Source organism: Candidatus Amarolinea dominans, assembly GCF_016704685.1.
GTDB classification, from domain to species: Bacteria; Chloroflexota; Anaerolineae; order SSC4; family Amarolineaceae; genus Amarolinea; species Amarolinea dominans.
The window spans coordinates 34852-48479 of sequence record NZ_JADIZS010000010.1; the positions used below are offsets into that span (position 1 = coordinate 34852).

The following is a 13628-nucleotide window of genomic DNA, read 5'->3' on the forward strand; positions in this document are numbered from 1 at the left end:
GTCCGGCTCGCCTGAACCGTAGGTCACGTCTCCGGCGTGACGACGCCCTCCGTCTCAAAGCGCGCTTCCTTACGGCGGCGCCGGTCTGAAGACCGGGTTCACAGCCGAAGGTGCATGTACAAATCGCCCAGCTCGAAGCCCAGGCGCCGGTAGTAGTCCCGCGTACCGGCGGCCGCAATGACGGTCAGTTGTTTGAAGCCCTGCGCCTGCGCCAACTCCTGCGCCGCGGCCACAAGCCGGCGGCCCACGCCCACATGCTGCGCCTCGCCGCGGCTGTCCGCGCCCACCACCAGGGCCGGCCCAACCACATGAACCTCACGAATCATCGCCGCGCCCTGAATCTCCGCGCTCACGTCGGCCGGCGTCAGAGGATTGGCCGCATCGAAAGGCCGCGGCAGGGACAGCCGCAAGAAACCGGCCAGGCGCCCGGCAGGCGTGAGCATGCGCAGGAACCACTCCTGGCTGATGTCGGTCGGGTGGCTCACGGTGTCCAGGGTCAAATGCTGCGCTTCGATGGCATGGCCGCGCACCTCCTGGCAGCGAATGCAGTGACAGATCAGCCCGCGGCGCGCCATCTCCTGCTGCACCACCTGACGCAGGTTCACCGTCCGGTTGCCGGCCACGATGTGGTCAGACGGAATGTCGCGAATCACGCGGTTGAGCCGGCAATCGGGCGGCACTAGCGCCTTGCAGCCGATGAGCAGTTCCAGCAGTTCGCCCCGCGTGTAGGGCCGATAATGACCCGCACGCCAATGCGCCATCAACTCCGTTCCTTCCAGCAGCGAGCAGGGGTAAATCTTCAGCTCGTCCGGCCGCAAGGCAGGGTCGCTCCACAGGCGCTGAAAATCGGCCAGATCGCTCTCTGGCGTCGCGCCCAGCAGATTGGGCATCCAGTGCAGATGCAGCTTGAAACCGGCCGCGCGCAACAGACGCACCGCGCGGCGGCTCTGCTCCACGGTGTGCCCGCGCTTGTTCAACGCCAGGATACGGTCATCCAGGCTCTGAATCCCCAGTTGCACCTTGGTGACGCCCAGGCGCCGCAGCCACAGGACCTCCTGCGGCGTGATCCAATCGGGTCGCGTCTCGATGACCAGTCCCACGTTGCGATGCGGCGCGGACTCATTGTGGCGCTGCGCCTCCGCCAGGTTGACCGCCGGCTGCTCGTTCATGGCTTCCAGGCAGCGCAGCACGAACGTTTCCTGGTAGTGGCGCGGGTAGGCTGACCAGGTGCCGCCCAAAATCAACAGCTCGATCTTGTCGGCGGCGTGGCCGATCGTCTCCAGCGCGGCGATGCGGCCGGCCGTCTGCGAAAAAGGGTCGAACTGTTCCAGGTACGCACGCTGCGCGCCCGGCTCATCCCGCAGATAACTCTTGGGCATCCACTCGTCGGTGGGACAAAAAATGCAAGCGCCGGGGCAGGCGTAGGGTTTGGTCAGGACAGCCACAGGCGCCACCCCGGAAATGGTGCGCGTCGGTTTGCGCTGCAGCCGCGTCAGCGTCTCACGTTCAAAATCGAGTTTGCCCGCGTCCACCAGGGCTTGATAGGCCTGCACCAGGCGGTCGCGTGTAAACCGGGCCGCCCCCGCCGGCCCCAGGTGCTGGCGAATCAGGCGGTCGAGCGTGCGCTGAGACCAGGTGCGCACGGTCTGCACCTCAGCCAGCAGCGCCAACAGCGCGTCCTCATGCGCCGTCAGATCCAGAGGATCGGCATGCGCACGGCGCCATTGAGCCAGGCGTGCAGGGTCGAACGGATCAGATTTTTCGCCCAAATACGAGTCGTTTGTCATGACAGTGTTCTATGCGCTCTTATGCTCATGTTCATGAGCCTACATTGCCTACATTGCCTACATTGCCTACATTGCCTACATTGCCTACATTATATCATGCCTTATATCATGCGCTTTGATTCTTATGCTACAATGCCCGCATGAAGATGGACACCGCGCAACGTCTGCTGACGCTCAATCGCCAGTTCTACACCACATGCGCGGGCGCTTTTGCCCGCACACGCGGCGTCAATCAGGCTGGACTTCTGCCCAGCCTGCCCTTTCTGCCGCCGACGCCCATCGTGCTCGACCTGGGCTGCGGCCAGGCGCGCCTGGCTGGCTGGCTGGCGAATCAGCGCCCGTCGCTGACCTACATCGGTCTGGATGCCAGCGCGGGCTTGCTGCACGCGGCGGCCCGCACGGTGGCCTCGTTAGCCACGGTGCGGGCGCAGTTACTCTTGGCCGATGTCACCGCGCCTGATTGGCCGGCGGCCGTGCTGCCCCTGCTGCCGACCGGCGTCCGGTTCGATGCCATCTACGCGCTGGCGCTGCTGCATCACCTGCCCGGCTTTGATTTGCGCGCCACGGTTCTGCGCCAGGCGGCGCGGCTGCTGGCGCCCGCGGGCGTGCTGGTCGTCTCCTATTGGCAATTCCTGGACGAAGCGCGCTGGCGCCAGCGCCAACTCCCCTGGGAAACCATCGGCCTCACGGCCGGCGAGATGGATCCCGGCGACGCGCTGCTCGATTGGCGTCGCGACGGCCAGGGTCTGCGCTACGTGCATCACGTCACCCCGGCCGAAGCCAACGACCTGGCGGCCGCCGCCGACCTGCAGGTCGCCACAACCTACCACGCGGACGGCCAGAGCAAGCATCTCAACTTCTTTCAGATCCTCGCCGCCGAATGAATTCGGGGCGAAGGGGCGTTCCGCTACGGCCGCCGCCGAATGAATTCGGGGCGAAGGGGCGTTCCGCCGCCAGGTCGGCCTACGCCGACCCGGATTGCGTCCACGGACGCCCGGCGAAACGCCCGTGAGGTGCGATTTCGATCGCCAACCGGCGCCGCCGCCGAATGAATTCGGGGCGAAGGGGCGTTCCGCCGCCAGGTCGGCCTACGCCGACCCGGATTGCGTCCACGCAGGTGGACGCCCGGCGGAACGCCCGTGAGGTGCGATTTCAATCGCCGACCGGCGCCGCCGACCCGGATTGCGTCCACGCAGGTGGACGCCCGGCGGAACGCCCGTGAGGTGCGATTTCAATCGCCAACCGGCGCCGCCGACCCGGATTGCGTCCACGCAGGTGGACGCCCGGCGGGACGCCCGTGAGGTGCGATTTCAATCGCCAACCGGCGCCGCCGACCAGCATCGCGTCCACGCAGGTGGACCCACCAGACGCGATTTCAATCGCTACGGCTGATCTATGTTCAGCCGCGGTAGCCACAGCCGCGGCCGGCCGCTGAACACCGGATAATGCACCCCCAGGTCCACCAGGCCGCTGTCGCCCACGCCATCGGTGCGCGTGGTCCAGCGGTCAAGCCCCAATGACGCGGCCGTCTGCGTGCCCGCGTCCACCAATGGGCTGTTGCGGCCCTGCCCGGCCGCCACCTGGCTCAGGTAGAACTGTCCAAACGGGCCGCGGATGTAGAGCGGATCGAGCGAAACATCGCTACTGCCCCCCTCCGCGCCGCGGTAGTTGGCATCGGAGTTGTTCCAGACATTGTTGCGCACCAGTGCCGCCTGGCTCGACGCCTCAACCCGCACACCCACCACGTTGCTCGTGATGATGTTCTCCGTCAGATCAACGTCCGACGCGGCTACAATGTTGACCCCTTCCCCCGCATTGTTCGTGATGGTGTTGTTGCGGATCACCGGCTGCGACGCGGCGACATGCACACCGGCGCCCGCATTGGCGGCCGTGTTGTAGCGAATCTCATTGTTCGAGATCGTTGGCGCGGCATTGGCCTGGATCAGGAAACCGCCGCCAAAGGTAACAGCCGTGTTATTGAACAACTGACCGTTGAGGATCTGCGGATTGCCGGCATTGATCAGAATTCCACCGCCGCCGCCGCTGGCGTGATTGGCCCCCACCTGGTTGCCATCCCAGGTGCCGCCGCTGCTGAAAAACGCAATGCCCGCGCCGATGGCCGCCTGGTTGCCGTTGATCGTGTTGTTCAGCATGGTCGGTGTGCTGCCGCCTTGCACCAGCACGCCGCCGCCCAGTTGTGCAGCCACATTCTGGCTGATCGTGTTGTTTTGCGCGGTGAGGTCGCTGGCGTTCAACACCAGGCCGCCGCCATGCGTGCCTGCCTCATTGCTACTGATGCTGTTGGCACGCAACTGACCGCCGGCCGAGAGAAAAACCACCCCGCCGCCCAATGCCGCCGCCACATTGTGGGTGATCGTGTTGCGTTCAAGGGTAACGCTGGCTTGGTCGTTGACAAAAACGCCGCCGCCGTTCAGACCGCTGGTATTGCTGTCAATCAGGTTGTCACGAATGATCGGCCGCGAGCCGGAGGTGACGCCGATGCCGCCGCCATACTCGGCGCTGCGATTCGAACGGATGACGTTGCCCATGATGAGCGGCGTCGAGAGCAGCTCCACATAGATGCCGCCGCCATCCTTGGCTTCGTTATTCTCGATCACATTCTGGCTGATGACCGGGTTGGACAGGTTGTAAACCTTGATCGCGCCGCTGTTGCCGTTGGTCGTGCTGGCGCGATTATTGGTGAATGTGTTGCGCGTTACGTCGCCGCCCGAACTGTACTGCACAATCAGCGCCCCCGCATCCACGCCGGCCCGATTTTGATCAAAAACGTTCTGACTGACGCTCACTTGCGCGCTTTGGTTAGCCACCATGCCGCCGCCAAAACGCGTCGCCAGGTTGTTGCGGAAGGTGTTGCCCGTGACGCTGACATTCGCAGCTTGCACCATCAATCCCCCGCCATCCACGCTCTGATTGCCCTCGAACAGATTATTGGCGATCGGTGAAGTAGCCGCGGAGAAGATTTTCACCGCACCGGCAATGGCATTTGACGCCTGCGTGCGGTTGTTGCGAAACACATTGTTGCGCAGCGCGGTGCTGGCCCCATCCTGCGCCACGACCGCGCCGCCATGACCGGCCACCGCCACATTGTTCTCGAACGTGCTGAACTGCACCTCTCCGCCACTGCCCTGCGCAAAGACCGCGCCGCCGCCGTGCTGCGCGGCCTGGTTGGTGCTGAACAGCGTGTCACTGATGGTTACAGTGGCGTTGGCGCTGTACAGTCCGCCGCCGTTCTGCGCCTGATTATTGAGCAGATCGCTGCTCCTGATCGCGCCAAACGTCAGCGCGTCGAAGAAAGCGGCGCCGCCGGTTGTTCCCGCCACATTGTTGCGCAGGATGCTGTCTGTCATCACCACGCGGCCACCGCCGAGCACCGCGATGCCGCCCCCGGTACCGCTGGCTTGATTATTCTCGATAATCAGGTCTTCCAGGGTAGGCGCCGCCGCCTGAATCAAGACGCCAGCGCCAGCCGGCGCGCGCCCGTTGCGCAGGGTCAACCTGCGCACCACGGTGCTGACCCCAATGCTGCTCAGAGTGGCCCGCACCACACTGTTGCGCTGGCCGGCGTCCACGATCGTCGTGGCCGCATCCGCGCCCTCGACCACCACACCGGCGCGCAACTGCAAATTCTCGCTATACACGCCGGCGCTGACAGACACGGTATCGCCGGCGGCCGCATTATTGATCCCATCCTGAATACGCGTAAACATACAGCCGGACGGACAGACGGTAATCGTCGCGCCCGGCGCGACGGCCACGGCGATACCCGGCCACAGAAGCAGCAATCCGAGCAAGGCGCTCAACGCCGTACGTCCGCCGCCTGCCAACTTGAAACACCACATAAACCACCTCTTCCAAATGCAACAGGGAAAATGGAATCTAAATTCCAATATACAGAGGGGCACAATGCACGGATTATAACACGTGGAGGCAGATCAGAGAAGTTTATTACACAACAGGCGATGATGCACATAGTCGCTTCCTCAGCGTCGTCACCATCAATGCCCGCTCAGCGCCACGGGCAGCCAAACACGCGGCCGGCCGGTGAATGGCGGGTAATGGATTCCCAGGTCCACCAGGCCTGTGTCAGGGATACTATCGGTGCGCGTGGTCAGTTGATCCAGTCCAAGCTCAGCCGCCGTGTGGGCGCCGGTATCAACCAGCGGGCTGGTGGCACCCTGGCCCGCTGCCATTTGGCTCAGATAGAAATTCCCCAACGGCCCGGTGGCGAACAACGGATTCAGGGTCAGATCGGTCGCGCCGGCAACCAAGCCGCGGTAGTTACCGGTGGCATTGGCCCACAAATCGTTACGCAGCAGAGTGGCCTGGCTGCCTGTAACGGCCGTGATGCCGACATCATTGGCCGTGAGGATCGTCTCGGTCAGCGTCACCACGGCCCCCGCGCCCAGGCTCAAGCCGGCGCCGCGGTTGTTGACGATCGTCTGGCCGCCAATGTCCACGTGTGCGTCGGCGACATAGATCGCGCTGCGATCGAGCGCGACCGCGTTGCCGAATGTGCCGTCATGAACCAGGTTGTTCCGCAGGCGCACCACGGCATCGGCCTGGATCAGCAGCCCGCCGCCGTAGATGAGGGCCTGATTGAAGGCCAGGTCGTTGTCTTCCAGGACGGCGCTTCCGCCATCCAGCAACAGACCGCCGCCGCTGTCGCTGGCGCGATTACGCCAGAAGACATTACCGCGCACCTGCACTGAGGAAGCGTCGGTCACAAAGATACCACCGCCCTGCGTCGCTTCGTTGCTCACCCAGTGGTTCTGATTCAAAATGGGTTGACTGTTGGTCTGAATGGCCGCGCCTCCGCCCAGGTTGGCGGCCCGGTTGCCCTGGATGATGTTGTGACTTGCCGACAGGTTGCTGCCGCTGAGCAACATGCCGCCGCCATGCCCGCCCGGTTGGCCGCCGGCCGCGGTACCCAACGCCTGGTTGGCCGTAAGTACGTTGCCGGTCATTGCGCCCGTCGAGGCCAGAAAGACCAGGCCGCCGCCGGAGCCGCGCGCGGTGTTGTGGCTGATCGTGTTGGCGTCCAGGGTCACCGACGAATCGTCGGTGATGAACAGGCCGCCGCCGTTCAGGTCGCTCTGGTTGAAAGTGATCTCATTGGCGCGCAGTGTGGGTGAGGCCTCGCGAATGCCCACCCCGCCGCCGTAAGCCGCGCTGTGATTGTCGCGAATGGTGTTTTGGGTCACAACCGATGCCGACAGGGTTTCGATGTAGAGACCGCCGCCGTCTCTTGCCTCATTGCGCTCGATCAGGTTTTTGTGGATCAGGGGCGATGAGGCGCTGTAAACCTTGATTGCACCGCCGTTGCCATTGACCATGCTGGCGCGATTGTCGGTGAAGCTGTTGCCGATGACCTGCCCGCTCGATCCATGCTGAATCACCAGGGCGCCGCCATCCACACCGGCGCTGTTACGGGCAAAGGTGTTGTCTTGCACCAGCATCTGCGTGCTGTCGGTGGCTACCAGCGCGCCGCCGAATTGGGTCGCCGAGTTGCCGACGAAGGTGTTGGCCAGCACCTCAACATGCGCGCCTTGAATATGCACCGCGCCGCCGCTCGCGGCCTGGTTGTTCTCGAACCAATTCATTGTCAGCGTCACGGTTGCCGTGCCGGTGGCGTAGATCTTGACCGCGCCGCCAATGGCGTTCGCCGCCAGCGCCTGGTTACTGCGGAACGTGTTGCGACGCAGCGCAGCGTTCGCCTGGTCTTGAATAATCACCGCGCCGCCATGACCTGCGACGGCCACGTTACCGGTCAATGTGCTGTCTTCGATCTGGCCTGTGCTCTGCTGGGCAAACAGCACACCACCGCCAGACTGTGACGACTGGTTGTTCGTCAGCTCAACACCCAGCAGTTGCAGGGAGCCACGCAAACCAACATATGCGGCGCCGCCGGCGGTGGTGGCGCTGTTATCATCGAGGGCGCCGGCGGTCATCTGCGCGCGTGCCGTCACGCCGGAAATGCCCAGGCCACCGCCGTTCGCGGCGCGATTGTTGCGCAGGGTCACCCCTTGCAGCGCCGGCGCACCGCTGTTGAGCACCGCCAGGCCCCCACCGAGCGCCACCGCCTGGCAGTCTTCGATCATGAGGTTGCGCAGGGTGGGGCTGGCGCCCTGCAGCAACATCCCACCGCCGTTCACCGCGCGACCGTTGCGCAGGGTCATCTCGGTCAGCGCCACATCCGGCCCAATGGCAGCGCTCAGACCGCGCACCACGCTGTTGCGTTGGCCGCCGTCAATGATCGTCGCGCTCGCGCCCGCGCCCTGCAGCGACACCCCGGCCGCCAGCACGATGTTTTCCTGGTAGACGCCCGCGCCGATCATCACCACGTCGCCGGCCGCGGCATGGGCGATACCTTCCTGGATCGCGGTGAACATACAGCCGCTGGGGCAAACCGTAATCGCCTGATACGCGCGACTGCATCCCGGTAAGGACGCAGTCAACAAGCTCAGAACAAGGCAGGCAATCCATACGCGGCGCTGGAGACCGGGCATCAGGATGAATGGAAGGGGGGCATGAAACGGCTGTGTGCTCATGGGCGTTTGCTTTCGATCAATCATCACGCCCTTCATTATAGAATGCCGGATGGCGCGTCGCAGTGAGCCATGATACACATCACAACCGGGCCACCACGCACAAAAACGACTCCTGGAGATCCGCATCTCCAGGAGTCGCTCGTGTCCAAAAACTAGGTCACGCCTCCGGCGTGACAACGTCGTCGGCGACTGACCGTGCGTCACTGCGCCAACGCGGCTACTCGCCCGCTATTGCCCCAGACGCATGAAAGGCATCCACAGCCGCGGCGCGCCGAAAAATGGCGGGTAATGAACGCCGAGGTCAACCATCCCGGTGTCGCCCACCCCATCGGTGCGGGTGGTTGTCTCATTCAGTCCCAGTGACGCCGCGGTCACCGGGCCGGCATCCACCAGCGGGCTGGTTTGGGATTGGCCGGCCGCCCGTTGACTGAGATAAAACCCACCAAACGGCCCGGTCACATACAGCGGGTCCACTTTCAGATCGGTAGGCCCGCGATTGATACCGCCATAATCCACCGTATTTTCCCACAGGTTGTTGCGGTCAAGATCCACCTGGTTGTTGGCATTAGCGCTGATGCCGACCCGATTTCCTACGATGACATTGCCGGTCACCTCGACCCCGCTCACATTGAACAGGCGCACCCCTTCGCCGGGGCCAGCGCCGCCATTATCGGCAATCGTGTTGTTGGCCAGGCGTGGGTTGGCCGCGGAGACCATCACGCCCGCGCCTTGACTGCCGGCGCTGTTACCGCGAATCTCGTTGTTATGGATGTTGGGTGCGGAACTGTCCTGCACCAACAGGGCGCCGCCATAGCCGCCGGCCGTGTTGCCCAGAAACCGGTTGTCATCTACCACCGGATCGCTCTGATTGAACGTCATGGCGCCGCCGCCGCCGCTGGCGCTGTTGGCCGTAAATTGGTTGCCGCTCACCTGGCCGTGCGTGTTGAACATCAACAGCGCGCCACCGGCGCCGCTGAGCGCCTGGTTACGCGTCACCTGGTTGCCGGTGAACAGCAGGTTCGTGCTGTCCGTCACAGAAACGCCGCCGCCCGCGTTCGCGGTGTTGAAGCCAATCACATTGTCGTTCACCACAGGCCGGGAGCCGCCCTGAATGAGCAGGCCGCCGCCGTACTGACCGCCCTGGTTCCAGCGAATCACATTGTTCACCAGCGCTGGATGGCTGCCAGCCAGGGCGATGCCGCCGCCGCCCTGGCTGGCCTGATTGCGTTCCACCTGGTTCGTGTTCAGCGTCGCCTGGGATACGCCCGTCATGAACACCCCGCCGCCGGTCGCGGCCCTGTTCTGGCTGATCGTGTTGTCATGCACGGCCGCCTGGCTGTTGGCCTGCATCACCAATCCCCCGCCGAGCTGCGCCGCGGTGTTGCCCTCGATGGCATTATGGCTCACCTGGGGATTGCTGGCATTCAGCAACACGCCGCCGCCGTTGACCGCGGCCTGATTCCCCCGAATCTGATTGCCACGCAACGCGCCGCCAGACGAGAGAAGGACCACGCCGCCGCCGGAACCACTCGCGACATTGTCACTGACGGTATTTTGTTCGAGCACCGGCTGCGACTCATTGACGAAAATTCCGCCTGCGTTGCTGGCCGCGGTATTGGCGCTAATCGTATTGCCCCTCATCGTGGGCGACGACCCGGAGTTGATAACCACACCGCCGCCATAGCGCAGCGCACGATTGGCACGCAAGATGTTCCCGCTGACGAGCGGCGCAGAGTATTGTTCTACATACAGGCCGCCGCCATCGTACGCCTCGTTGTACTCCAGCGTGTTCTGGCTCACCGTCGGCGAGGAACTGTTATAGATCTTCAGGGCGCCGGCAATGCCTGCTGTCGGGCTCGCGCGATTGGCGCGAAAGAGGTTGTTGCTGACGGTGCCGGTTGAGCTGTTCTGAATGATCAGGCCGCCGCCATCTACGGCCGCGACATTGCCCTCGAAACGGTTCTCCGTAATCGTCACGGTGCTGCCCTCGTTCGCTACCATGCCGCCGCCAAACTGCGAAGCGGTGTTGTTCAGCAGTGTGCTGCCGGTCAGGCTGAGGGTGGCTGCCTGCACCAGGATGGCGCCCGCGTCAGAAGCCTGATTGCTCTCGAACAGGCTCTGTTCAATGGCGACATTCGCATTGGAAAAAACCTTCACCGCGCCGCCGATGCCGGCTGCCGCTCGATTGTTGCGAAACGTGCTTCCGCGCACCACGACCGTCGCCGCATCCTGCATGAGGAGCGCGCCGCCGTGCCCGCTCACGGCGCGGTTACCTGTGAAAACCGAATTAGCGACCGACCCGCTGCTGCGCTGCACAAAGGCCACCGCGCCGCCATGGCTCGTGGCCACGTTGTCGGTAAACTCGACCCCGCTGATCGGAATGTTAGCATTGACAATGTACACCGCGCCGCCATCACGCGCCTGGTTCCCCGAGAAGCGCCCGCCCTCGATGCTGCCGCCCGACAGGATGTCGAACATCACCCCCCCGGCCGCGCCGGCGCTCACATTGTTCTCCAGCGCAGTATTGACCAGGCTAAACGTGCCGCGCAGCCCGGCCAACGCACCGCCCGCGCTGACGCTCGCACTGTTCGCGCTGATCTGGCTGCTCACCACCGTCAACTGCGAATTGGCCCCCGCCACCGCCACGCCGCCGCCGCGCACCGCGCGGTTGTTGCGCACCACCACGTTGGTCAGGGTGACACGACCGCCATCCAGGACCGCGACGCCGCCGCCCTGGTCCTGCCAGGCTTCGTTATTCTCGATGACCAGGTTCTTGAAGGCCGGGGCGCCCTGGCGCACCTGAACGCCGCCGCCGCTGGTCGCGCGTCCATTGCGCAGCGTCAGCCCGCTGACCATCGTGCTTGCACCAATGTCCGCGGTCAGCGCCCGCACCACGCTCTGAGTAGCGCCGCCATCCACGATCGTCGCGTCGCTGCCCGCACCTTGAATGGAAACGCCGGCGTGCAGCACGATATTTTCCTGGTAAAGCCCTGCGCAGACCGTGATGACATCGCCGCTGCTCGCGGCATTGACGGCCGCCTGAATCGTCGTGTAATCACCGCCGGTCGCACAGACTACGATCTGAGTTCCTGCGGCCCAGGCCAGCGGGAAAATAGCCAGGGTAAGCAGGGCCGCCAGCAGGAACAGGCGCCACAGCGAGGGCTGCGCCACCCGATAGTAACTCTTCACAGCGGTTACGGATGAGGATCTCCGTCGCTCGATTGGTTTGTTGTTCATACGATGCTTCCTTTGGTGGACGCCTGTTCGCGTTATGTCATTGAAATAACGTTCGATCAGAACTACTCAGGCCCTGAGTGCGTGACTGCCGTGGCGTCATCCCTCAGATTATGCAGTTTCCACACGGTTTAGGTCAATATGACTTTGGTAGCATCGGGTGACAGGTAGAGTACGACTATTATGCCAGATGCGCCCACAGAATACAAGTCAGAACCGATACAATACCGATACAGTACCGATACAGGGGCGGACCTGACCTGGCCCAGGCCGTAACAAGATACCAGGCGCACGACCATGCCGACGTTGTGGGCGTATTTGGGGTCAAGCAAGATCATTAGTGAAGGTTAGTGAAGGAAAAGAGGCAGTGAAACGCGGAAACCGTCAGAGGAAATCAACATGGCATCCACAGGGCCTGCCAGGCGATTAGAAGGGGAGACGAGCAAACGGTACCAGTAGCGCACATTGCCCTGCACCGTTTCGTCCATGACGGCATAGACGCCATCACCGTGGCCGGCCACGGTGGCAACTGTCAGGTAAACACCGCGCAGTTGATCGGCCCGCTGCACCTGGTACAGTTCGTTGCCTGACTCACCCTGGGTCGTCCAGGTGACAACGATAGCCGTCTCCGGCTGCGGCCCTGCAGCCATGTCGGTGATCATGGGGCCGCTGCCGGAGACGAACCCGAAATCTACTTCGTCAACCCATTGACCCGACACCACATACACATAAGTCGGGTTCTGAGAGGTAGGGATGACCGAGGTCTGGGGCACGGTCTTGATGGCGTAATTGCCGCCTGCCAACGCGGTCAACGCGAATTGATACGCCCCGCTGTCGTCGGTCGTGGTTGTGCTCACCACCTGGCCGTCCTGATTCTTCAGAATGACGAGAGTGCCCGGCAGGCCAAAGACCTCATTGCTATCGTGCAGGCCGTTCTGGTTGGCGTCGTAGAAAGCGCTGCCTTGCAGATAGGTCACGTCCGGCGTCGGTGTATCAGTCGGCGTCGGTGCATCAGTCGGCGTCGGTGTATTGGTCGGCGCCGGTGTATTGGTCGGCGCCGCGGTTGGAGTTGCCGTGGGCGGCAGGGTTGTGGCCGTAGGCGTGGCGGTTGGGGCAGCGCCAGCATCGAGCCGGATGTCGTCCTGGTTATCCTGCGTGTTGCCGTAGGCGTCACGCAGACGCACATAGACGCTGCGCTGACCGCTGCCGGCCGCTAACGTCCATGTGAGTGTGGACTGATACGCCTGCCAGGTGGCGCCGGCAAAGTCCGCGGTGTTGGCCACCATCATCTGGGTGGCCCATTCGCTGCCATAAACGGAGAGCTGCACATCCTGGTTTTCAGTCGCCAGCGCCTCGGCATCAATGATGACCGGATACACATCGTAGCGTGCGCCAAAATTCTGCACCCAGTAGTGGTAGTAAGGCCCGCCCAGGGCGCCGCCTGGCAGGACAACGTTGGGCTGGTCATTAGCCTGAAAGACATAGCCGACACCTATTTCGCGCAGGTCATTGCGCAGGATGACCGCCCGGTGCGCCGGGCTTGCCATCCAGGCCGCCACCACAGCTTCGGCTGAAGGTTGGCCGGCCGCGATGTTCTCGGCCACAATCGCCCAATTGAAATAGCCGGCCACGCCAACCCGATCGCCCACGCGGCTGCCATCGGAGCCGGTGTGGCTGAAAAAATCATGGGTGGCCATATCATTGGCGTGGGTCGTGCCAGAGGCGTCCAGTTCAGACACCCGCTTGAGAGGAAGCAGACCATTGGCCAGACGCTGCTGATTGGTGACATAGACCACATCATCCGCGGCTGAAGCGGGCGCCAACCGCGGCTGCGCAGCGACCTCGCGAACAACAGGCGCTTCTGCAAAGGCAGACAGGGCGCCGGCAAACAACAACGTTGTTGCCACAACCACCCACAGACTACGCTGTTTTCGCGGGCCATGATTGAGTTCGATGCGCATGCAGACCACCTCGCCAGTCCTCTGTCTGGTCGTAGTCTAACTGCGCCCATGCGCTTTCTCAATGGGAACTAGGTCAC

At 63.4% G+C, this 13628-nt stretch carries 6 protein-coding genes; 1 reads left to right on the plus strand and 5 read right to left on the minus strand.

Features of this window, described 5'->3' with window-relative positions:
• Positions 1-98: 98 nt before the first annotated feature.
• Entirely contained in the window at positions 99-1787 is a 1689-nt protein-coding gene (locus IPF85_RS07785; protein ID WP_343407504.1) for a tRNA uridine(34) 5-carboxymethylaminomethyl modification radical SAM/GNAT enzyme Elp3, read from the minus strand.
• Positions 1788-1927: 140 nt separating this feature from the next.
• On the opposite strand from IPF85_RS07785, the gene IPF85_RS07790 reads away from it, so the two are divergent.
• A complete protein-coding gene (locus IPF85_RS07790; RefSeq protein WP_343407505.1) occupies positions 1928-2671 on the plus strand; it encodes a class I SAM-dependent methyltransferase in 744 nt (247 codons plus the stop codon).
• Between the two features lie 498 nt (positions 2672-3169).
• On the opposite strand, the gene IPF85_RS07795 is transcribed toward IPF85_RS07790, so the two are convergent.
• From IPF85_RS07795 to IPF85_RS07810, 4 genes are all read right to left on the minus strand, one after another.
• Positions 3170-5647, minus strand: coding sequence for a right-handed parallel beta-helix repeat-containing protein (locus IPF85_RS07795; RefSeq protein WP_343407506.1), 2478 nt, complete (start codon positions 5645-5647; stop codon positions 3170-3172).
• A gap of 156 nt (positions 5648-5803) precedes the next feature.
• Positions 5804-8197 (minus strand): right-handed parallel beta-helix repeat-containing protein, encoded by a 2394-nt coding sequence (locus IPF85_RS07800; RefSeq protein WP_343407507.1) that lies wholly within the window; start codon positions 8195-8197, stop codon positions 5804-5806.
• A 387-nt stretch (positions 8198-8584) separates the two neighbouring features.
• Positions 8585-11593 carry a right-handed parallel beta-helix repeat-containing protein gene (locus IPF85_RS07805; RefSeq protein WP_343407508.1) on the minus strand — a complete coding sequence of 1003 codons (3009 nt, stop codon included), beginning with the start codon at positions 11591-11593 and terminating at the stop codon, positions 8585-8587.
• Positions 11594-11937: 344 nt separating this feature from the next.
• Positions 11938-13551, minus strand: coding sequence for a CAP domain-containing protein (locus IPF85_RS07810; protein ID WP_343407509.1), 1614 nt, complete (start codon positions 13549-13551; stop codon positions 11938-11940).
• Positions 13552-13628 lie beyond the last annotated feature (77 nt).